The sequence below is a fragment of the Erythrobacter sp. A6_0 genome, from assembly GCF_017744235.1.
GTDB lineage: Bacteria > Pseudomonadota > Alphaproteobacteria > Sphingomonadales > Sphingomonadaceae > Qipengyuania.
The window spans coordinates 386,584-408,724 of the sequence record NZ_JAGHQR010000002.1; the positions used below are offsets into that span (position 1 = coordinate 386,584).

19 protein-coding genes, 1 tRNA gene and 1 pseudogene are annotated in these 22,141 nt (G+C 60.6%); 12 read left to right on the top strand and 9 right to left on the bottom strand.

Annotation, left to right across the window (positions count from 1 at the left end):
• Positions 1–540: a hypothetical protein gene (locus tag J7347_RS07565; RefSeq protein ID WP_209161537.1), complete on the top strand. Its 540-nt coding sequence runs from the start codon at positions 1–3 to the stop codon at positions 538–540.
• A gap of 56 nt (positions 541–596) precedes the next feature.
• Here the strand turns inward: J7347_RS07565 and J7347_RS07570 are convergent, their stop codons facing one another.
• The gene (locus J7347_RS07570) at positions 597–1,985 is read right to left on the bottom strand and encodes a M48 family metalloprotease (protein WP_082851237.1); all 1,389 of its coding nucleotides are present in this window, start codon (positions 1,983–1,985) and stop codon (positions 597–599) included.
• Between the two features lie 236 nt (positions 1,986–2,221).
• Between J7347_RS07570 and J7347_RS07575 the strand changes: the two genes are divergently transcribed.
• The 6 genes from J7347_RS07575 (at position 2,222) to J7347_RS13435 (ending at position 11,479) form a co-directional block, all read left to right on the top strand.
• Positions 2,222–4,732 carry an O-antigen ligase family protein gene (locus J7347_RS07575; RefSeq protein WP_209161538.1) on the top strand — a complete coding sequence of 837 codons (2,511 nt, stop codon included), beginning with the start codon at positions 2,222–2,224 and terminating at the stop codon, positions 4,730–4,732.
• A gap of 89 nt (positions 4,733–4,821) precedes the next feature.
• On the top strand, positions 4,822–5,526 hold the full coding sequence (locus J7347_RS07580; protein WP_067678158.1) for a polysaccharide biosynthesis/export family protein: 705 nt from the start codon (positions 4,822–4,824) through the stop codon (positions 5,524–5,526).
• The gene (locus J7347_RS07585; RefSeq protein WP_209161539.1) at positions 5,526–7,730 is read left to right on the top strand and encodes a polysaccharide biosynthesis tyrosine autokinase; all 2,205 of its coding nucleotides are present in this window, start codon (positions 5,526–5,528) and stop codon (positions 7,728–7,730) included. Before J7347_RS07580 ends, J7347_RS07585 begins: the two co-directional genes overlap by 1 nt.
• Before the next feature lie 205 nt (positions 7,731–7,935).
• Positions 7,936–9,069, top strand: a complete 1,134-nt coding sequence (locus J7347_RS07590; RefSeq protein ID WP_209161540.1) for an O-antigen ligase family protein — start codon at positions 7,936–7,938, stop codon at positions 9,067–9,069.
• Between the two features lie 40 nt (positions 9,070–9,109).
• Positions 9,110–10,000, top strand: coding sequence for a glycosyltransferase family A protein (locus J7347_RS07595; RefSeq protein WP_209161541.1), 891 nt, complete (start codon positions 9,110–9,112; stop codon positions 9,998–10,000).
• Positions 10,001–10,027: 27 nt separating this feature from the next.
• On the top strand, positions 10,028–11,479 hold the full coding sequence (locus J7347_RS13435; protein WP_280635694.1) for an oligosaccharide flippase family protein: 1,452 nt from the start codon (positions 10,028–10,030) through the stop codon (positions 11,477–11,479).
• A gap of 64 nt (positions 11,480–11,543) precedes the next feature.
• Here the strand turns inward: J7347_RS13435 and J7347_RS07605 are convergent, their stop codons facing one another.
• The 6 genes from J7347_RS07605 to J7347_RS07630 form a co-directional block, all read right to left on the bottom strand.
• The gene (locus J7347_RS07605) at positions 11,544–13,049 is read right to left on the bottom strand and encodes an SGNH/GDSL hydrolase family protein (RefSeq protein WP_209161543.1); all 1,506 of its coding nucleotides are present in this window, start codon (positions 13,047–13,049) and stop codon (positions 11,544–11,546) included.
• Positions 13,049–13,453: a hypothetical protein gene (locus tag J7347_RS07610; protein ID WP_233999306.1), complete on the bottom strand. Its 405-nt coding sequence runs from the start codon at positions 13,451–13,453 to the stop codon at positions 13,049–13,051. The genes J7347_RS07605 and J7347_RS07610 overlap by 1 nt, the downstream gene beginning before the upstream one ends.
• A gap of 179 nt (positions 13,454–13,632) precedes the next feature.
• Entirely contained in the window at positions 13,633–14,472 is an 840-nt protein-coding gene (locus J7347_RS07615; protein ID WP_209161544.1) for a hypothetical protein, read from the bottom strand.
• The gene (locus tag J7347_RS07620) at positions 14,469–14,969 is read right to left on the bottom strand and encodes an acyltransferase (protein ID WP_067681168.1); all 501 of its coding nucleotides are present in this window, start codon (positions 14,967–14,969) and stop codon (positions 14,469–14,471) included. Before J7347_RS07620 ends, J7347_RS07615 begins: the two co-directional genes overlap by 4 nt.
• A complete protein-coding gene (locus tag J7347_RS13475; RefSeq protein ID WP_067681171.1) occupies positions 14,962–15,432 on the bottom strand; it encodes a glycosyltransferase in 471 nt (156 codons plus the stop codon). Before J7347_RS13475 ends, J7347_RS07620 begins: the two co-directional genes overlap by 8 nt.
• A complete protein-coding gene (locus J7347_RS07630; RefSeq protein ID WP_348521585.1) occupies positions 15,429–15,857 on the bottom strand; it encodes a UDP-N-acetylglucosamine--LPS N-acetylglucosamine transferase in 429 nt (142 codons plus the stop codon). Before J7347_RS07630 ends, J7347_RS13475 begins: the two co-directional genes overlap by 4 nt.
• A 410-nt stretch (positions 15,858–16,267) precedes the next feature.
• On the opposite strand from J7347_RS07630, the pseudogene J7347_RS07635 reads away from it, so the two are divergent.
• A pseudogene (locus J7347_RS07635) lies at positions 16,268–17,087 on the top strand (NAD-dependent epimerase/dehydratase family protein).
• 91 nt (positions 17,088–17,178) lie between these two features.
• Here the strand turns inward: J7347_RS07635 and J7347_RS07640 are convergent.
• Together J7347_RS07640 and J7347_RS07645 are read right to left on the bottom strand one after the other, a co-directional pair.
• Positions 17,179–17,373, bottom strand: a complete 195-nt coding sequence (locus tag J7347_RS07640) for a hypothetical protein (RefSeq protein ID WP_156502035.1) — start codon at positions 17,371–17,373, stop codon at positions 17,179–17,181.
• Positions 17,374–17,710: 337 nt separating this feature from the next.
• Positions 17,711–17,784 (bottom strand) — tRNA-Gly (locus J7347_RS07645).
• A 169-nt stretch (positions 17,785–17,953) separates the two neighbouring features.
• Here J7347_RS07645 and J7347_RS07650 point away from each other — a divergent pair.
• Genes J7347_RS07650 through J7347_RS07665 form a run of 4 tightly spaced genes read left to right on the top strand, consistent with a single transcriptional unit; the run spans position 17,954 to position 22,055 of the window.
• The gene (locus tag J7347_RS07650) at positions 17,954–19,477 is read left to right on the top strand and encodes a CoA-acylating methylmalonate-semialdehyde dehydrogenase (RefSeq protein WP_209161545.1); all 1,524 of its coding nucleotides are present in this window, start codon (positions 17,954–17,956) and stop codon (positions 19,475–19,477) included.
• A gap of 5 nt (positions 19,478–19,482) precedes the next feature.
• Complete coding sequence (locus J7347_RS07655; RefSeq protein WP_209161546.1) at positions 19,483–19,803, top strand: I78 family peptidase inhibitor; 321 nt, start codon at positions 19,483–19,485, stop codon at positions 19,801–19,803.
• Between the two features lie 51 nt (positions 19,804–19,854).
• Complete coding sequence (locus J7347_RS07660) at positions 19,855–21,000, top strand: acyl-CoA dehydrogenase family protein (protein ID WP_209161547.1); 1,146 nt, start codon at positions 19,855–19,857, stop codon at positions 20,998–21,000.
• Positions 21,001–21,005: 5 nt separating this feature from the next.
• Entirely contained in the window at positions 21,006–22,055 is a 1,050-nt protein-coding gene (locus tag J7347_RS07665) for an enoyl-CoA hydratase/isomerase family protein (protein ID WP_209161548.1), read from the top strand.
• Positions 22,056–22,141 lie beyond the last annotated feature (86 nt).

The window sequence follows — 22,141 nt, forward strand, 5'->3', positions numbered from 1 at the left end:
TTGCCGCTGATTACCCTCCCGTCCGCTTTTGATGCTATTCCGCTTCGGCTTCAGTGGGCCGCGATTACAGGCGATAGCGAGATCATTCTGAAATATAAGACAAAAGGACGGCCCCGCTCTTCGAGATCTAGTTTGTCGGATTCTTATACCTTGACCCCAAAGGCAGTTAACGATAGTTTGCCTAGTCAATTTACAGAAGGAACGAAGACGTTGCCTTACTCCGCTACGAAAATCGGGATCGGCGTGAGCATGGTGCTTGCCACCGTAGGGATTTCGTCCTCCGTCTCGTCTCAGGATGTCGATCCCGCAGTTACCGAATTGACACCGGCGGCGTCTGCGCCTCAGGAAGCACCTGACGGCACCCCTTCAAGCGTCGATGGCGAGTCTGCTGCCGAGGGCGACTTGCCCGATCCGGCCGGACCGGAAGTGGAACGCAGGCGCAGCTTCTTCGGGCCTGCTTTGGCTCTGCTTGGCTTGGCGGGCGCCGGCGGCACTGCGGCGGCGTTGGCAGCTGGCGGTAGCGACGCAAGTCCGCAGTAATCGCAACACTGATACGCGGGCGAAATTCGTCCTGTGAGAGTCAGGCCGATTCAAGCCTAGACTTGCGGCGCGGAATTGCCGTCATGTAATGCAACCTGATTCACATACACTGCACTTGGATTCCAGGTAGTTACGGCGGTCAGCAGGCCGTTTATTACCTCAGGGTTCAACAATGCGCTTTGCAAATCCGTGTCCTTCAGGCTCGATATGGCGAATTCGGGCGGCACAGGATTGGACAATGTTTTAGAACGCTGGCTCGCCGCCAGAATGCCGACCGTCGTGCCGAGCTTGAAGTCCGCGATCCGGATCTCCCCGCCGACCCTGTCGACATACGGTTTGCTCCAAATCACGCCTTCATCGGGTTGAGATAAGACGCTCGGCAAGCCGGAGGCTGACGCGCCGGGTCCCGAGGAACCAATCTCAGCGCTGGCTAAAGCCATCTCATACGGTTGCGCGGACTGCCGACGCTCCTCAACATATTTTGCGGCTGCGAGTGTCACGTTTTTGATGCGCCGCCCTATCCCGGGATGGCCGATCGGTATGTCGTACCAACGGATCCGGCCCGCCTTCTTTAAAAAGATTGTCGCTCCGTCGATATCGTAGCCCGCACGCAAAAGCATGGAAACGGCATGTTCGTCCGCAGCGATTTCGAGGTTCTTTGAATTGCTCGCCGAACTGGTAACGCCCGCCCCGCCCTTACGCGACGCAGTGAAAATCGTTCTCGTCGGTTCCGACGGACCGGTATGGTCGAGAATATTGTGCGACATCTCGTGAGCCACCACGAAGGCGAGCTGATCGTCCGTCGTCGCCAATTCCATCATGCGAGTTGTCACAGCCACGAAGCGCCCGTCCGTCCACGCATTCAAGGCCCGATCCGGCATTACGGTCACTTGTCCGCCGCAGCCGGGTTCGCCGACGAGATGCAGGGAAATCGTTTCTCCCGCCCGCTTCACATCCACATCTACCAAACCATCGGCGAGGGCTTCGGAAAGGAAGAAATTGAAATGTTCAACGCGATCGTAGGAAGCGGATCGACCGATTTGCTCCAACGCGAAAGCATTCATCGGAAAACCATCGACTGTGATGATTTCGTCTCCGCGTTGAAATCCCGACAGGGAGGCGGCGCTTTCAGGCACTAGATCGCGAACACCGAACCCCATCTCCAATTTGTAATGGGCGGTGATTTTGGCGCGATCGCGTTCAGCGTAGCTTGCAATGTCATGTATGAGCAGCCCGGACATCATTTGCGGATTTGTGCACAAATCGGCGTTTGCGCGCGCCAACCGGTACCCAACAGTCGCAAGGCGTAGATCGTTGCTGGGACGCGTATCGCTTGTTTCAGCGGCTTCGCTCGACCGTGCTTGGGCGGCATCGACGCCAGCAAGGAGACAAATTGCCGCCGCGCTTGCGCCGAGGAGCGACCAAATCGGACTGGAGCGAAGCATGTGGAAATGTCCTGTTTTGCAACAGGAGCCAGACTAGAAAACAACCCGATAAGGTCTGTTGAAGTGTTATGGTAAACTGGCGTAAACCTTGCCGAGCCAGGTTTCGAAAAACACAGAAGCTTGGCGACTTCATCCGATGAATTGATACCAAGAGTTTCCGTACAAAACTGGCAGTTAAGCTCGGTTTCCTTGGGGAGGATGAATTGCGGCTGTCGGTAGGGGGAATTGAAGCGGCTATGCCTTCGGACCAGCGATTTTCACGGATCAACGCGGGGTATTTCGCCATCTGCCTCCTATTGGGCGGCGCCGGGGCTTATTACCCTTTGATCCAGTCGGTTCTGGAGCTTGGCGCGCTCGCACTTCTGTTCATCACGCTTCCTCGCCTGCGCGGGATTACGACCGTGCCGATCGCAAAAGGCTTGCTTTTGCTGATGACGGCCTGGTTCGCGCTGATACTTTTGCAACTCGTCCCGCTTCCCCCGGCAATCGGTTTGGATCTGCCCGGTCGGTCCTGGGCAATTGCGGTGCAGCGCGAAATATCGCTCGCGGATTCCTGGCGTCCGCTCAGTCTCGCGCCGGATCGAACGGCCCGCACTCTTCTCGCCTCGCTGATACCGGCCGCAATACTGTGCGGAACCCTGACCCTGAGTAAAGATGGGCGACTGCTGCTGTGGCGCGTGGTGATAGCTGCCGCACTGGCGGGAGCCATTGTCAGCGTCGTGGAATTTGCGACTGGCTTCTCCTTCAGCCTGTGGGCCAACTCGACGCGGAATGCTGCCTCGGGACTATTTACGAACCGCACCCACCATGCGGACATGATGCTCGTCGGCATCATCGCCTGCGGTGTGGAGGGGGCCGTGCGATCAGGGGCGCGCTGGGAAAAAAAATGGATGCTGCTCGCCCTGACAGCTCTTTTCGCCTTCGCCCTGCTCATAACGAAGTCCCGGTCCGGTCTCGTTCTCCTGCCCCTGGCAGTCTTCGCCGCATTGTTTCTGGCAAGGCCAGCTGAGAAGCGAGGCCCATGGCGTTACCTTTCCCTGGGTGCTGCGATCGGCCTGATCGCGATGCTTCTCACCCCCACTGCTGACCGCGTCCTCGCGCGGTTCGCTTCGTTAGGAGATAATCCGCGTTACGGGTTCTGGGCCATGACTGCCGAAGCGATCGGCGATACGTTTCCTATTGGCACGGGGCTCGGCACCTTTCGCAGCCTCATCCCCGTCTGGGAGCCTTTAAGGCTCGTCAATCCATACTATCCGAACCACGCGCATAACGATTATCTCGAACTGGTGATGGAAGGGGGAGCGCTCGCCGCCCTCCTGCTCGCGGGATTGATTGCGATCGTCGTTCGCGCTCTGCAACACCATCGACGGGTGGGGAATACGGCGGGGCGTAACCCCATATTTCTACTGGGTGGATTTGCAGTCGTGCTCATCCTCGCGTTGCATTCGTTTAACGATTATCCGCTGCGCATGACGGCACTGGCAGCGGCGGGGGCGTTTGCGCTGAGCCTGCTCGCCCTGCCCCATAAGGCTCGGACACGGTCCTTCAAAAGTTCCGCAGCGGCCATTGCCAGCGCAATCGTGGTCCTAAGCCTATCGGCTTTGTCCGTATCCTTCGCTCTCTCAATGCGCGCCGAAATTCGCGATCCGCAAAAGGCTGTCGCGCTACAGCCCTTCTCGTCGACCGGTTGGATATCGCTCGCCTATGCCCGCCTGACAGAAGATCGCTGTAACGAAGCAAAGGAAGCCGCTGTACAGGCGCTGCGAATTGCGCCGGCCAGCAGCACCGCGCTGGCCGTGCTGGGAAGCTGTGCGTGGCGATCCGGCGACGAGGCGTCGGCTGCAAGATGGATGGCTCTCGCAGAACCTCTCGGCTGGCGTGACATCATCGTTCAAAGCTGGTTGGCCGATCAATCCCTGCAAGGCGAAGACCGGGCGAAAGCGACGCCTCATCTCGATGCGCTGCTTCGCATGGACCCTGAGAACCCGATTGCGGGCACGACGATGATGTCGCTCCTTGCCGATCGCAACGGCCCGGACGCCGTCGCCGAAGCGCTGGGCGTCGCCCCTTCCTGGCGTCACGATTTCTTCGAAAATTATCGTCGAACGGGCGTAATCTCCGCTGCGGGGACGGTGACGCTCGTCGAGGGTCTGTCGCAGTCGCCGACGCCCGTAACCGAAGCCGAGCGGAGCACGATCATATCGGGATTGCAGGCGCGTGGTGAAACCGCTGCCGTCCGCCGTCTTTCGAGCGGCCTTATAGACAATGGGACCTTTTCGAGCGGGTCCGGCCCCTTGCCGAACCGAGCTCGCTCATCGCGTGACTGGCGATCGGGCACGGCATTCGGAGTAAACGCCGTCATCGGTGAGATCGAAAACCCGTGGGATGGAAATGCTCTAATTGTGTCCGACCGTGGCATCGGGACCGGGACCATTGCCGAACAAACCATGACGCTGGCTCCCGGGCTCTACCGCCTGCGACTGGCGATCAGGCCGCAGGCCTCGGTCTCCGCCCTCCCCGAGTGGCAAATCGTCTGCCAGACCTCGCCGGACCGTAGAGCACCTTCGTCGCCCTTGAACGCTCGGTACGACACCGCTCGAGACTCATGGCAGTCTCTGACAGCTGAATTCGTAGTGCCGGAACGCGGATGCACGACGCAGACATTGCAGTTCGTGGTCGCTGACCAAGCCCGCGATCCTGCGATCCTATATCTCGACTCAATCGAAATCATCAGCCTGCCGGATTAAGGCAAGCCGTTCAGGGCACCATTGCAGGGAACGTTGCAATGCACAATCGAAAGAGTTAATACTGGTGTCCGGACCAAGCGGGGGTCGGGATGATCAGGTATAGTTTGATCGCTGTTGCTATTTTTAGCGCGGCAATTGGCGGCTGCGCCAACAACAACGTCGGCGTTGATGTTCCGCGCGGTGATGCCGCCTATGCGCTCGTCCCTGCGGCAAGCGCTTCGCGTCAGCTCAAGGAATACCGGATAGGACCGCTCGACAAGATCGACGTTACCGTGTTCCAGGAGCCCGATCTGACGATGAAGGGGCTCACGGTCGATGCATCCGGCCTGATATCGATTCCGTTTGTCGACAATGCGCAGGCAGCCGGCCTCACGGCTCGCGAACTAGCGCGCTCGCTGGAAGATGAGCTGCGTTCCCGCTATCTGCATCCGCAGGTTACGGTGACCATAACCGAATCCGTATCGCAGCGTGTCACGGTCCAGGGCGAAGTGGACGAGCCTGGAATTTATCCGATAGCCGGTGCCACCACCCTGCTTGGAGCGATCGCTCTGGCCAGCGGAGAAACCGACGTTGCTGCGACGCGAGACGTCGTCGTCCTCCGCACGATCGATGGCGAGCCCAAGGCTGCGGTGTTCGACATTCAGCGTATCCGCCAGGCGCAGGACCCCGATCCCCTGATCGAAGGAAATGATGTCGTGATCGTCGGCTATTCCCGCAGCCGCGGGCTTAAGGAAAACATCCTGCTCGCCGTGCCGGTCCTGAACCTTTTCGCCCTGTCGGCGGCCCGTTTCTGATGGGCTCCACCGTGCAGACGGCGCCTTCGGCCATCCATCTCGATCAGCCCGACGATATCTTCCTCATCGAAGACGATGCCGAGCGAGAGCCGCGCCAGTGGATCGATCTACGCTCGATCTGGGCCGCGATCTTTCGCAATCGCTTCGTCATTCTCGCCATTTTCGCGATAGCCCTGCTGATCGGCGTGATCGGCGTGCTGCTGACGACCCCGATCTATCAGGCGCGCGCCAGCATTCAGATCGACCAGCAGGCGGCGCGCGTTCTCGGCACGGAAGAGCAGGAGCCGATGCCGATCGGGACGGAGGTCGACCGTTTCCTGCAAACGCAGATCGACATTCTGAAAAGCCAGTCGCTGGCGCAGCGTGTGTCGCAAAGCCTCGGCCTGGCGACGAGCGACGCCTTTCTGGAGGCGATGGGCGCCGATATCGACGAGCGCCTGTACAGCACGTCGCGCGAAGAGCAGGTGATCGAGGTCCTGCAAGAGAATATGGGCGTCAACCTGCCGCCCAATACGCGTGTGATCGAGATCACGTTTTCCAGCCGCGATCCCGAACTCGCCGCCAGGGTCGCCAACAGCTATGTCGAGAACTTCATCTCCGGCAATATCGAGCGGCGCTTTTCGACCACATCGTATGCGCGCAATTTCCTGGAAAACCAGCTTGAGAAGGCCCGCCAGCGGCTCCAAAACTCGGAACAGCAGCTCAACGAATATGCGCGCGGTGCGCGGTTGATCGATACGTCCGGAACCTCTTCGGAAGGAGGATCCACCCGCTCGCCGACCGTGGCAAATCTGATGCAATTGAATCAGGCCTACGCCTCCGCGCAGGCGGCCCGCACCATGGCCGAACAACGATGGCGCCAGGCCCAGGCCACCAATCTGATGGATCTGCCCCAGGTCCTGTCCAACGGGACCGTCATGGCTCTGGCGGAACAGAAGGCCGAACTGACCGGCACGCTCGCTTCGCTGAGTGAACGCCTGACCGCCGACCATCCGCAAGTGGTCCAGGTGAATGCGCAACTGGCCGAAATCGACCGGCAGATGAGAGCCATCGCCAGCAGCGTGCGCGCCTCAATCCGCAACGAATACGAAACCGCCGCGCGCCAGGAAAACGCCCTGCAATCGCAGGTTCAGGGCCTCGAGGCCGATACCTATTCCGAACAGGATCGCGGCGTCCGCTACAATATTCTGCGGCGCGAAGTGGACACCAACCGGGCGCTCTACGACAGCCTGCTCAATCGCTTCCGCGAAGTATCGGCCGCCGCCGGGGTCGTTCCCAACAACGTGACCCCTGTCGACGAGGCGCAGGTGCCGCGCCGCCCGATCCACCCCAATATCAAGCTGTTCGCGCTGGCCGCGCTGCTGGCGGCGATCGCCCTGTCGGTGATTGCGGTGTTCGCGCGCGAATGGTTCGACGATACGATCCGCTCACCCGACCAGTTCGAGGACAAACTGCGCCTGCCATTGCTCGGCGCGGTACCCTTGGTGCGCGACGGCGATCCACGGACCGCTCTTCGCGAACCGCATTCACCCTTGAGCGAGGCGTATCACGCGATCCGCGCGTCGATCGAACTGTCTTCCACCAGCGGGATCCCGCATACGCTGCTGATCACCAGCAGCCGCAAGGGAGAGGGCAAGTCGACCACCGCGCTCGCGCTCGCCCAGGATATGGCGGCGACGGGCGGCAAGGTGGTACTGGTGGACGCGGATCTGCGTGCACCGACGCTCCATCGTTTCGTTTCCACTGCGGGCGAGGATAGGCCTGCCGGCCTGTCCGACCTGCTGGTCGGTCGGCGCACGCTGGACGATGTCCTGCATGACGGCCTGGAAGGCGGCGAAGCGGAGGGCGGGACAGGGCGGCTCAAGCTCCTGTTCTCGGGACCGATCCCGCCCGATGCCGCCACTCTCCTGTCGGGCGAGGCGCTCGGCACCGTAATCGATCAATTGCGGGAGCGGTTCGAGATCGTCATCCTGGACGCGCCTCCGGTCATGGCGCTGGCCGACGCGATCCACCTGTCCGCGCACTCCGATGGCGTGCTGTTCGTGACCGAAGCGGGTGGCGCGCATTTCGGCCAGGCCAAGGGCGCCCTGCGCCGCCTCCAGCGCGCCTCAGCCCGACTGATCGGCGGCGTGCTGACGAAATACGACGCGCGCAAAGCGGGGTATGGGGAAGACTATTACGGGTATGACTATTCCAACAAATAGACTGAAGTTAGCTCCAAAGCTTCGCCGTTACGCTAGGAGGCTTCAGTCACCTATCGATCCTTTCCTGCTAATCGGTTTAATACTACTGACTGCAAGATTACTCGTGGATGTCGCGAGGTGGACCGGCACAGAACGAAGTCGAGAAATTGAGCTTACTTTAAGTCTCTCTAACGGAACCCTTTATTTTTTACTCTTGTTTTGTCTAGTGGCGAGCATCGCGGCGATAAGCTCTGGCTTCCGCTTTAAACCGGGAGATGCATTTAAAGCGTTCTCTCTGCTAATTGCATGGATCGCAACAACGTCCATTCTGGGGTCAACAGCGCTTAAGGGTTTCCTGCAATCGACCAGCCTTCTGGTTGGTGTATTGACATTGTCTGTCGCCTTCCAAAAGCTTGGAAGGGTGAGATCACTTCGTATTATACGAAGAATTATCTTGGTCATTAACGCTTTCAGTCTGGTAAGCTACTGGGCGTTACCCCAGTTATCTCGTTTTCGTAATTGGGACTTGAGTATAGGCGCTCGCCTCAATGGATTGACAATGCATCCAAATGTTTTGGCTATCTCAGCAGTTCTTCTCGCCATAATTAGCTTTGAGCTGAACGCAAACAAAAGGTTGAGCGGCCAAAACTTAGCGATTACTCTTATCTTAGTCCTAGCGGTTCTAGCTTTAACCCAAAGCCGAACATCCATTTTGGCGCTTATTATCACAATGATATTTTTATATCTGAGCCGCGGTAAAGAGCGAATAATTCTCACTGTTCCTGTAGTTTCCTTTTTCGGGTTCTTAGCTTCTCTTGTTATGATTTTTCCTGAAACGATGGCTGCATTTACCCGATCTGGAGACGTAAGCGAATTAGTCACCCTGACTGGACGAACGGTGGTATGGGACTACTCATGGAAGCTGATCGATAAATCGCCCCTCCTTGGCTATGGCTATGGCTCCACATGGTACATATTCAATGAAGCTGCGAATTTTCTGTCCCTATATACCCATGGGTATATCTTTCCTCATTCCCACAACCTTTACATCCAACTAATGTTGAATGGGGGTTACCCCGCACTCGCATTATTTTTTGTATTTATCTTCGTAAGTTTGAGGGCCTGTATTTTATACAAGAGTCCTTTTTCGTTTGCCCTCATTATTATGTATATCTCATTTTCATTTTCCGAGGCGGGCGGATTCTTCATGTATTATGACTTTTATTTAATGCCGCTCGGCCTCGCGATTGCCGAATTGGGTTATAGGCAGGCGTTTGCACGGAAGCTGAAAGCGTCCTCCCGGCGACGTCTGATTCGGGTTAATCCGGCTAAAACGCACAGGCGCATTGCGCGAGCCTGACGGGGCGCGATGTGTGTTACTTCATCTGAGGGGGCATTCCGTGATTACAGTATCGGTTATCATACCAGTAAAGAATCGGCCCAATTTATTGAGCAAAGCCGTTCACAGTTGCTTTTCACAAACTCATAAACCGGATGAAATAATTATTGTCGATGATGGGTCGACTGATACAACGGAAGAAATTATTGCGTTACTGAAGACGGAGTCGGATAGCGTTCGCTCGCTTCATAACGAAACGAGTGTCGGTGCAGCGAAGGCTAGAAATCAAGGCGCAGCGGCGGCTACCGGCGAATACTTGGCGTTCCTCGACTCTGATGATGTTTGGCATCCGACTAAAATCGCAAGACAGCTCGATCTCGCGCTCACTCACAGAGAGTCACCGCTAATTTGTTCAGGCGTGACCTACGTTTACGCTAATAGACCGCCCAAGGTCGTGAGGGCGAAAAGCCTTATCACAAGAAGTGATCTCGAGTACGAAAATAGAGTAGTTACATCTACTGCATTCGTCCACGCGGAGAATTTCGCAAAAGTAGGAGGGTTTGACGAATTCCTTCCGAACTGTGAAGATTGGGATCTTTGGCTTAGACTTGCTAATCTGGGTGATATTCGAGGTGTACCGGACACCCTGTGCGATTTTACGTTTGTGGCGCCGAATAAATTGTCACGGAACGTAGAGAAATTGACAGATGGCCATAAGCAGGTCTTTGCTAGAATTGCGGAATCAGTTACCCCGGATCGAGAGAGAGACGTCAAAGCTAATCATGCTCTGACTCAAGCTTCGAACGAAATACTTATTGGACAGAACTATCTTGCGGGGTTTCGCTCCATAGCTAACGCGCTTCGTTTGCGCATTTCGTTCTCGATACTGAAAAGGACTGCTCGTTTGTTCGTACTCACGCTCTTGCAGGTCAGCCACCTTCGCAAGGAGTAGTGGTTTCCGTAAATTGGATATTTCTTTCTGAAACTCGCCTATTTCTTCTGGTCCGGGGTTCGCAACTGGGGCACGCGCCTGGGCGGCGTGGTGCTGTTCCTGATCGTCGCGCGCATTCTGAGCGGGCACGAACTCGGCCTGTTCAGCGCCGCCATCGCCATTCTCGCCATCGCGGAACTGTTCGCCGATAACGGGATCGGCGATGCCGTGGTGCAGGCGCGCAAGCTGAACCCGGGCGCTCTGAGCGCGGCCTTTCTGGTCAATCTGGGGGCCGGGATCATTCTCGGCATCCTGCTGTTCGTCTTCGCCGAGCGGCTGGAGATATGGTTCGATGCCGATGGCCTGGCGCCGCTGCTGCGCGTCCTGTCGCTGGCGCTGGTCCTCAACGCGGCGAGCTATATCGCGCAGTCGATCTTCCGGCGCGAAATGGCCTTTCGCTGGCTGGCCGTGCGCGCGCTGATCGCCACGTTCATCAGCGGCGCGATCGGCGTGACCATGGCGTTGATGGGATATGGCGCGTGGAGCCTGGTGGCGCAGGCGATCATCCTGGCGACCATCAATTGCGCACTCATCTGGTGGCGCGCGCCGTTCAATCCGCTGGTGCGCCCCGATTTCGGTGCGGCGAAGGGATTGCTGCGTTTCGGCCTGTCGCTGCTGACCGGGCGGGTGCTGTATTATATCGGCACCCGCGCCATCGAACTGGTCCTGCTCTACCGCCACAGCGCCACGATCCTGAGCTATTACGTCATCGGATCGCGGCTGTATTTCGTGCTCGCCCAGATGATCATGGCGGTGCTGATCGATGTGAGCTTCGCCACGCTGTCGCGGATCGCGGATGATCGCGTGGCGCTGCAGAACGCTTTCCTGCCGATGATCCGAACCGCGTCCATCGTGGCGGTGCCGATCTTCCTCGGGCTGGCGGCGGTCGCGCCCGAAGCATGCGTGGTGGCGTTCGGCGACAAGGGAGAGGAGGCGGCGGTCTATCTCCAGATCGTGGCGCTGTTCGGCGCCTTGCAGGTGACCCAGCACTTCCTGTCGAGCATGTTGGGCGTCGTGGGCCGTCCCGGCGTCGCCACCGCGATCCTCGCGGTCCGCGCGGCGCTGGTCGCTCTGGTCGTCCTGCCGGGATGGGCGCTCGACCCGGTTCAGCTCGTCCTGCTGAGCACGGCGACGCTGCTGATCACGCTGCCTTGCGATTTCTACGCGTGCCGACGGGTCGCCTCGCTCGGCACGATGGCGATCCTGAAGGCGATCGCTCCGGCCTATCTCGCGGGGGGAGCCATGTTGCTGGCGGTTCTCGCCGCCCGCTGGGCCCTTGCGGGACAGGTTCCGGACGTTTTCCTGCGGCTGGCGGTGCTGGCCGGGATCGGCGCGCTGACCTATGCGGTGTTGCTGTTGCTCTTCGCGCCCAAACTCGTGCGCTCGCAGATCCAAGCCATTCGCGCCCGTATTCGCGGCAAGGCGCGGGCGGCGGGCTGAACGGTTTCGCGCAAAAACAAAGGTGGGCGAGCTGCGGCCCGCCCGCCCACCACAGGCGATCGCGTCAATTCAGGTTCCACGCGGGACGCGGATCGGCAATCTTGCGCAGGATCGGAGATCCGATCCTGACCGTCCCGGTGCCGCCCGCGCCCGTATCGAAGAACAGGCGCACGACGCGCGAGGCCCAGCGCAGCATGGTCGTGCCGGCGGGAATTTCCATCCGCGTCGTCAACCATGTCGATCGACCCGGCACGCTGGCGCTGTTTTCCGCAGTCCACAGATAGCCTGTATCATAGGCATCGTTGAACAGAGCCGCCGGCCCTTCACCTGTATAGAGGCGGCCGACCCAACCCGCCCACTCGTCGAACTCCACCGGCACGTCCATCTGGATCCAGTCGCCGCTTGCGAGGCCGAGCGAGGAGAGGGAGGGATTGGCGGTGCAGCGGAAATCGAAATACTGGTAATCGCTCGTGTCGCCAGGTGTGTTGGTTACGCTGACGATCTGGCGCTCGTTTTCGGGCGAGAGAACCTCCTTCGCGCCCACGGCGGTGGACTGGCCGCGACCGCGTGTCAGAGTCATCCCGGTCGCCACGGTGCCGCTGGCACCGGCTCCGAGAGTGCCCGAAACGCCCTTCAGCCCCTTGCGGATGAAGAGGTTGTCGGCGGCAAGAGGGTCGAGCGCGGCGCGGGCATCGCCATGCGTCACCATCGACCGAAGGATCGGCGGCAGGATCTCCGCCCGTAGCGCGCTCATCCTGATATTCGGATGGACGCCATCGGTCTCGAACAGCGCGCGGTCAGCCGATGCTGTCCCGTCGATCGCCACGGTGTCGCACAGCTTCACACCGGGTCGGGCAGCCTGCGCCCTGATCCACGCGTTGACCGCCTCGAGCGTCGAAAAGCGTGGATCGCCCTCAGGCCAGTCGAATCGCCACGCCACGCTTTGCAACACGACCCAGACGCCATGGCTGGTCAGCAGCGCGATCTGCCGGTCGAGCGCAGCTATGATCGTGGAAGCCGAATTGTCCGTACCATGAGCACCGCCGACTCCGGAATTGATGTCGTTGGTCCCGATATCGAGATAGACGATGCCGGGCCCGCGATTGAGGACATAGGGGGTTCGATTGATCGATCCGGGCACGCTCGATGTGGCTAGAAGATGCTCGCCGCCGATCCCGTGGTTCGCGCCGCCGGTCGCGTTGAACAGACTGGGCTTATCCTGTCCGAATGGCGCATCGGGCATGGCGAAAATGTCGAGATTGAAGCGCCCGTCCAGCGCGGCGATCACAGGCAGGACGCCGCGCGCACGCTCTTCCGTCCCGCTTATGGTGGAGCCGGAAAAATTCGCGCGATAACCGCGCTGGATGAAGCTGTGGCCCAGGCCAGCGATTTTCGTGCGATTGGGCAAGGGGAGCGCGGAGGGATCGAGCGGTGGAACGCGTGGCACGGGGGCGGCCTGTCCGCCGCCGAAGAGGATCGGAGCCGTCCCGACCGCCTGTGCCATCGCCATATGGCCCGCCACCAGTCCGCTTGCGCCGACGAGCCCGCCGACAAATTGCCGCCGCCGCATCAGGGCACCCGCGCGAGGATGGCGTTGCAAGCGCTCGATCCGCTCGGGGGCGCAATATCGACGACTGCGCCCGATCCCAGCGAAACCAATGTGCCCCCTCCCGTATCGCTTGTATTCAAGCTGTGCAGCGCCAGCATCGTCGCCCCGTCCGGCCCGCGATAGCGCAGCACCAGAGCGCCGCCATTGTAGGACGCGCAGGACTGCGACAGCGCATAAATGCCGCCATAAACGGTTGCGGGCGCGGCGGGTGCGTTCGCGGTTACGAGCTGGAACGCCTCCTGCTTGGCGGCCGTGGGCAGCGGTTCAGTCGAGCTGGCGGGCACGCAGCTGCCATCCGCCTGGGCAATGCAAGGGGCGTAGATCGGGGCATAGCCCGCCGGCGCCTCGATACGAGGGGCCGTCATCTGCGCTGCAAGCGGGAAGAGAGATGGGATGGGAAAGGCCGCCGCGACAATCATCGCGAGGGAAAGGGGTTTGGACGCTAGCATATCGGTATCTCCATTTTTGGAGTTCCCTATATGTTCCATAAAACCGCGTGTAGGAAAGCTGTTTTTCGAAGCCCCCCCTTGATCGTCAGCGATCGTCAGCCGCGCGCCGTCGTTGCCAATGCATCGCGATATTCGGAAACCGGCAGTTCCCCGCGCGCGACCAGCGCCGCCCCGACCAGCGTCTTGCGTCCCAGCGCCCACAGCCCGGCTGGCGAAGAACCGCCATAGCGACGAATCGCAAGCAGCGCCCCGCCGTAATATTTCGCTCGGATGGAGGGATCGAAATCGCGATGTCCGATCATGCGCGCATCGACGAATCGCGCCGTGCGCGCTTCCCGAAACGCGCGGAGGGCAAAACCGGTATCTTCTCCGCTGCGTGCCGGAGTGCCGAGCCCCAGAGTCTCGTCGAAGCGGCGGACCGACTTCAATATTCGCCCGCGCAGCAGCACCGTGTTAGACGATGCAAAGGACAGCACCTGTTGCAGCGAAGGCGTTTGCCATGGCGCATCGGGCTGCCACGTCGCCGCCGACCCATAGCGGCAGAACCACAGGTCGAGATCGCGGTCATCTCGGAACGCATCGTATACGGCTTCGAGCGTACCGGCCGGATACCAAGCATCGTCATCGGGGAAGCCGATCAAAGCATCGTCGAGATCCTCCTGCGCCAGAACGGTCTCAAGCATGCGATTGCGCGCCACCGATAAAGGCAATTGCGCCGTGTCCGATGTCACGCGGACATCGCCGGGCACGCCGATGCTATCGACGCTCGCCGCCGGATCGTTACAGCATTGGAGCAGCAGATGGTGATCGACCAGCGCTTGGGGACGAGCCTCGCGGAAGGCCGCGACCGAAGCGAACAGCCGCCGCAATTCTTCGTCCCGCCCGCCTTTGGCATTGGCGGTGGTAATCAGGATGACGCGATCGGAACTGCTCATAGGGAAGCGCCTTCCGAAGGGGATGTGAAAGTGTCGGGCGAAGAGCCCGGAGGCGTCGCCGGCGGCTGATCGGCCGACAGAAACCGACCGTAATGGCCGACCTCGATATCGCTTCTCACAATCTTGGCGGGATTGCCCGCGACGATCGATCGCGGCGGCACATCGCGCAGCACCACGGCCCCGGCGGCCACGATGCTGTTGTCGCCAACCCGCACACCCGGCATGATCAGGCTGTGCGCGCCGATGAAGCAATTCTTCCCGATAATGGTGTCCCGATAGATCCCACGTGTGCGATCGTGGCACAGGATCGATGTGCGAAAGGCGATATAGGTATGGGCGCCCACATGGACGCCCTTGGGGTAGGTGCGATCCATCTTGGCCGACAGCGACATGACCACCGTGGGATCGATGGTCATTCCCCAGAAGCGATTATAGAACGCGATCCGCGACCGATTGAGCGAGCGTTGCAACCAAAGCAGCTTGTTCAGGCTAGGCATGGATGAAATCCCGTAGGAAAGTGGTAAGCGCCGGCAGCTTGGGCCCTTCGCCGAGATGGAAAGGTTTGAGATCGGGGGTTTCGAGATGCGCGGCCAGCTCAGTCTCGTCCATAGCGACGTAAATCCCCTCGCGCGCTTCGACTGCGGCAACGGTCGCCAGTTGGTGCTCGTTGCGATGCTCGCCCAGGCTGGCGCGGCGCGGCATGAGGATCAGCGGCTTGCCCAGCCTGCCGGTGCCCAGGATCGTGCCGATGCCAGCATGGCCCACGATCACCGAAGCATCCCGCATCGCCCCGTCGAACTCCGCTGGCGCCATCGCCGCGAAGGTTTCCATATGCGCGTAATGGGCTCCGGGCTCACAGGTCTGGGCGGTCACCTTCAAGCCGCGTTCGCCGGCGATCCCATCCAAAGCCGCCAACATTCTCGGGAACGGCAACTGCGTTCCGACCGTGGCGAAGATCACAGGACCGATCCTTCGTACCGGCCGCCTTCGCGCAGCGCGACCTCCGGCCATTGCGACAGCCATTCGGTGGCATGCCGCTTGGCCTGGCGTCCGGCCATCGACGGCTCTTCCGCATTGGCGATACTGTCGATCCAGATCGTGCGCGTGCGCATCCGGCGCGCCAACATCATGGCCAGCACGCCGGGAAGCGCCCCCGTCGACACGAGGACATGCGGCCGTATCTTCAGGAGAAGCACCAACAGCTTCGCAGCGCACAAGGCTGCACGTAGCGGCTCGTGGCGGTTGCAATCGGGCACGATATGCACACTTTCGAGCCCGGCGCGCTCGCCAAGCCCTTCAAGCGTCGTCACGAAGGTGATCTGCGTGCCTTCGAAGGCGCTCCGCAGGAGCATCATCTGCTCCCAATGGCCCCCTCCGGAAGCCACGGCGACGACTCGGCGCTTTTGCCCCACGCGTGTCAAAAGGCCACCGTTTCACAACCTGAAACGTGCATTCCCCTGTATTTTCCGAACACTACCAACCACCCCATTGGATTGCTTCGCCGACCCCGGAGCCAAACCTAATTTCTCAATTTAACTTTGGCTTGTTCGCTGACATATTTGCGGCTGGACGATGGATCCGTCAAGGCAGGAAGACGGAGATTGAGCGTCTTGGCCTGGTAACATGGGAGGCAGATTGCGGTTTGCCAGAGGCCAATCGTGCTCGCCACACGACGCGCGTCCCTAGGGTTTGGGGGCGATTGCTGGCTCCGCGATTTGCGATCGAGTAGGCTCGGGCACGAGAATTTCTGCCTAAACAAAAGTAAAATCACGATAAACAGGATAGATTACTCAAGATGACGCCATCCAGAGTGCTTGTGCTGGTCACGGGCGGTGCTGGTTATAGCGGGAGCCATGCAGTGGCCGCGCTGCGCGATGCGGGCTGGGATGTGGCGGTTATCGACAATCTGCGGACGGGCTTTCGCTACGCAATCCCGGACGACGTGGCATTTTACGAAGACGGCATTGAGAACAAGGCCCTGAAGACGCAGATTTTCTCCGAGCGAGGTATCGGTGCGATCATGCATTTCGCTGGGTCGATCATCGTGACCGAATCCGTCGAAAAGCCGTTGAATTATTATCGCAACAACACAGTGAATAGCCACGGACTGGTTACCACCGCGATCGCGGCGGGGATCCGGCATTTCATCTTTTCGTCAACCGCGGTGGTTTGTGGAAGTCCGACCGCAATTCCGATCGGGGAAACCCATCCGACCGCGCCGATCAATCCGTATGGCAGGTCCAAGCTGATGACCGAGATGATGCTCGCGGACACGGCTGAAGCGCACGTTTTCAATTTCTGCGCACTGCGATATTTCAACGTCGCCGGCGCGGACCCCGATCTTCGAACCGGGCAGTCCACGGCGGGGGCGACCCACCTTATCGAGGTCGCGGTCGAGGCGGCGTTGGGCAAGCGAGACTATGTCGCGGTCTATGGCACCGATTACGATGCCGCCGACGGCACCGGCGTGCGGGGAACCTTCGGCTCTGGTCAGCGAAAATGCATCTATCCTGCGCGAGCTGAAATGGCAGCCGCGCCATGACGATCTGGAAACGATCATTCGTCACGCGCTCGCGTGGGAACGTAAGCTAAGCGAGATGCAAACAGGGCGTTGATGCCGCCCCCTTTCGATTGCAGCGCAAGTCCTATCGATTGGCCCGGCCGCGACCGGTCCAACCATGCTGTTTTCGCAGCTATCGGGAGCGGTCAGATAATGGCTGACGCCGCGAGTACGGCGCACACGGCCAGCGCCGCATATCCCGTCCAGCGCGATAAGACCGCTTCGATGTCCCGCAAGCGCGTGGTGATCGGAAGGACCGGGGTGGCGAAACCCTGTGGCCCACGCGCGGCGGCCGCAAACCCTTCGGCACGGATGAATTGTTCATGGTCTTGATGCATCATGGATCGGGTCCTCCAAATGCATGGTGCACGTCGAAAATTAAAATTTCGTATAGAACCAGACGCGGTGCGAGTTGGAAACCGGCGCGCTTCTCACCTGACGTTCGAGGGTCGGTTCGATCGCACACAGTAGAGCTTCGGGAAAAGCCTGCCCAAGCCTTCAACCCTGCTCGCGGCCATGAGTGAGCATTGCCGTCCCGTTCATACTCCTCGCGCCGCGTATCGCGTGGGCACGGAACTCGCACCTCGGCTGATGTGAGAAATTGGGTGAAAACTAAGAGCGACGAACCGCGCATCACCGCCTCAAAGAGTGCGGTTTTCTGCGGCTGTCTCAGGACAATGGAGCGGGTAGCGAGAATCGAACTCGCGCGTCCAGCATGGGAAGCTGGCAGGCTACCATTACATCATACCCGCGTACTGGCACCCTTTGCCGTGGGGGATTGGTTGCGTCAATCGGGATCGAGACGTCGAACGCATCAATGATGGCCCGAAGGCGGAACGGGCGCGCCCGGCAGGCTTTGACAGGGGGAGAGCTTGATTTCGCGCCGCCGTCCGGCAAGAGCGCGACCCAGAGGAGAATACAATGCGTCATATCGATCACGTCATTTCCGGCCATTCCGGTGGCCCGAACGGCAGTGGCGGCGGCAGCGGCCGCTCGCACAAGGTCTGGAACCCGTCCACCGGCGAGGTTCAGGCCGAAGTGCCGCTTGGCGATGCCGATCTGCTCGCAAAGGCGGTCGAAGTCGCCAAGAAGGTTCAGCCCGAATGGGCCGCAACCAATCCCCAGCGCCGCGCCCGCGTGATGTTCGAATTCAAGCGGCTGGTCGAAGAGAACAAGCAAGCGCTCGCCGAATTGCTGTCGAGCGAGCACGGCAAGGTGGTGGACGACGCGCATGGCGATGTGCAGCGTGGCCTCGAAGTGATCGAATATGCCTGCGGCATCCCGCAAGCGCTGAAGGGCGAATATACGCAAGGCGCGGGGCCCGGCATCGACGTCTATTCGATGCGCCAGCCGCTCGGTATCGGGGCGGGGATCACGCCGTTCAATTTCCCGGCGATGATCCCGATGTGGATGTTCGGCATGGCAATCGCGGCGGGCAACGCCTTCATCTTGAAGCCCAGCGAGCGCGATCCGAGCGTTCCCGTGCGCCTCGCCGAACTGTTCGTGGAAGCGGGCGCGCCGGAAGGCCTTTTGCAGGTCGTCCACGGCGACAAGGAAATGGTCGATGCCATCATCGATCATCAGGATATCGCCGCGATCAGCTTCGTCGGATCGAGCGACATCGCGCAATATATCTATTCTCGCGGCACCGCGAACGGCAAGCGCGTGCAGGCCTTCGGCGGCGCCAAGAACCACGGCATCGTAATGCCCGACGCCGACCTCGACCAAGTGGTGAACGACCTTGCAGGCGCAGCCTTCGGATCGGCTGGCGAACGCTGCATGGCGCTGCCCGTCGTTGTCCCGGTGGGCGAGGATACCGCCGATCGCCTGCGGGAGAAACTGATCCCCGCTATCAACGCTCTGCGTGTCGGCGTCTCGACCGACAAGGACGCGCATTACGGCCCCGTCGTCACGCCCGAACACAAGCAGCGCATCGAACAGTGGATCGACACCGCCGAGAAGGAAGGCGCCGAAGTCGTGATCGACGGGCGCGGCTTCTCTTTGCAAGGGCATGAGGACGGCTTCTTCGTCGGCCCGACCCTGCTCGACCGGGTGACGACCAAGATGGAAAGCTACCAGGAAGAAATCTTCGGCCCCGTGCTCCAGATCGTGCGCGCCAAGGATTTCGAAGAGGCGGTGCGGCTTCCCAGCGAGCACCAATACGGCAACGGCGTCGCCATCTTCACGCGCAACGGCCACGCCGCGCGCGAATTCGCGCACCGGGTCAATGTCGGCATGGTCGGCATCAACGTGCCGATCCCGGTGCCCGTCAGCTATCACAGCTTCGGCGGCTGGAAGCGTTCCGGCTTCGGCGATATCGACCAATACGGGCAGGAGGGCCTGCGGTTCTGGACCAAGACCAAGAAGGTGACCCAGCGTTGGCCCGACGGACTTGGGGGCGGCGGTGACGGGTCGAACGCGTTCGTCATCCCGACGATGGGATGATGGCGATGCGCAATCCCTCTCTTCTCGGCGCCGCTGCGCCCTTCGCTTTGACACTGGCGGGCTGCGCAGCGACGCAACCGGGCGGTCCGATCGAAGACCGCGAGGCAGGCGTCGCCAGTGGCAGCGAATGCACCGCCGAGCGCACTGAACGCTTCATCGGTCAGACCGCGTCGTCCGAAACCGGCGCGGCTATTCTTGCGGCCACGAATTCGCGCACGCTGCGCTGGGGGCCGCCCGACAGCATGTTCACCATGGATTACCGCCCGGACCGGGTCACCGTGATGTACGACGCCCAGTCGCGGATCACGGAAATCCGCTGCGGCTGAGCACGGCTCCGCCCCTTCCCACCGACAATCTCCCCCGCTAGAGCCCCGCCCATGACCGGACAATTTCAGCTTACTTCCGACCAGCTCGCCATTCAGGAAATGGCGCAGCGCTTCACTGCCGACAACATCACGCCCCATGCCGGGGAGTGGGACCAGACCAGCCATTTTCCCATCGACGTGATCAAGCGAACCGCCGAACTCGGCTTCGGTGCGATCTATGTCAGCGAGGAATCGGGCGGCATCGGCCTGGGGCGCCTCGAAGCCGCGCTGATCATGGAGGCGATGGCCTATGGCTGCCCCACAACCAGCGCCTTCATCTCGATCCACAATATGGCGAGCTGGATGATCGACCAGTTCGGCGGCCAGCACGTGAAGGACAAATACCTTCCCGACCTCGTCACCATGGACAAGGTCGCAAGCTATGCTCTGACCGAACCGGGCAGCGGATCGGATGCGGCGGGCCTCAAGACCAGCGCGGTGCTAGACGGCAATCATTACGTCCTCAATGGCACCAAGCAGTTCATTTCGGGCGCGGGCTATAACGATGTCTATGTCGCCATGGTCCGCACCGGCGAGCACAAGACGAAAGGCATCACCTGCCTTGTCATCGATAAGGACACGCCCGGCGTCAGCTTCGGTAAGCCCGAAAAGAAGCTCGGCTGGAACGCCTCGCCCACCGCGCAGGTAATCTTCGAGGATGCGCGCGTGCCAGTCGAGAACCGGGTGGGCGACGAAGGTGAAGGGTTCCGCTTCGCTATGATGGGGCTCGACGGCGGTCGCCTCAATATCGGCGCCTGTTCCCTGGGCGGAGCGCAACGCTGCCTCGACGAAGCGATAAAATACACCAAGGAGCGCCAGCAATTCGGCCAGCAGATCGCCGATTTCCAGAACACCCAGTTCATGCTCGCCGACATGGCGACCGAGCTGGAATCGGCGCGTGCCCTCCTCTATCTCGCCGCCGCCAAGGTCACCGACGACGCGCCCGACAAATCACGCTTCTCCGCCATGGCCAAGCGGCTCGCCACCGATGGCGGATCGAACGTGGTCAACAACGCGCTGCAATTGTTCGGCGGCTACGGCTATCTCAAGGAATACCCGATCGAACGCTTCTGGCGCGATCTGCGCGTGCATTCGATCCTGGAAGGCACCAATCAGGTCATGCGCATGATCGTGGGCCGGGACCTGCTGCGGCAGTAAAACAGATGACAGACGACATTTTGATCCGCACCCATGGCCGTGTCGGCCATATCTCGCTCAATCGTCCCAAGGCGCTCCACGCGCTGACGCTCGACATGTGCCACGCGATGAGCGCGGCCCTGTCGAAATGGGCGGATGACGACCAGATCGAAGCCGTGATCCTCGACCATGCCGAAGGGCGCGGCTTCTGCGCGGGCGGGGATATCAACCTGCTGCGGCATTCCGCGCTCAACGATGGGGGGACAAGCGGGCGCAAGTTCTTCCACGACGAATACCAGCTCAACCATCAGATGATGACTTATGCCAAGCCGATCGTGGCTTTCATGGATGGCGTCACGATGGGCGGCGGGGTTGGCATCGCCTTGCCCTGCAAATACCGCGTCGCGACCGAGAACACGCGCTTCGCCATGCCCGAAACGGGCATCGGCCTTTTCCCCGATGTCGGCGGCGGCTGGCACCTCTCGCGGCTCGGCGGGCGGCTCGGCCAGTTCCTGGCGCTGACCGGCGCGCGGCTGGACGGGGCGGAGTGTTTGTGGGCGGGTCTCGCCACGCATTACCTGCCCAGCGAAATGGTGGCCGAAGCCAAGGCGCGCATCCTCGACAAGCCGGGGCGGATTGCAGGCGTGCTTTCCGAAATGGTCGGCAGCCCACCCAAGGCGCGGATCGAGGAGAATGCCGACAAGATCGCGCGGCATTTCGCGTCCGACAGCTACGAGGATATCCTCGCCAGCCTGGAAGCTGCCGATACAGATTGGGCGGCCAAGGAGCGCGACACGCTCGGCACCAAGAGCCCGCAGACCTGCAAGGTGGCGCTACGCCAGCTGAAGGAGAGCGCCGATCTCACCGATTTCGCCGACAATATGCGGATGGAATACCGAATCGCCAGCCGCGTTCTGGTGCGACCCGATTTCGCCGAGGGCGTACGGGCGGTTATCGTCGACAAGACCAACGATCCCAAATGGAACCCGCCCACGCCCGAGGAGGTGAGCGAGGAGCTGCTCGACAGTATCTTCGCCCCGCTTCCCGAGGGTCAGGAATGGACGCCGCTGGTTTGATCGTCTTCCCAGCGAACGCTGGGATCTCTGTCCGCTTGGCCGGACTCACCCCAAAAAGATCCCGGCCCTCGCCGGGATGACGGAGA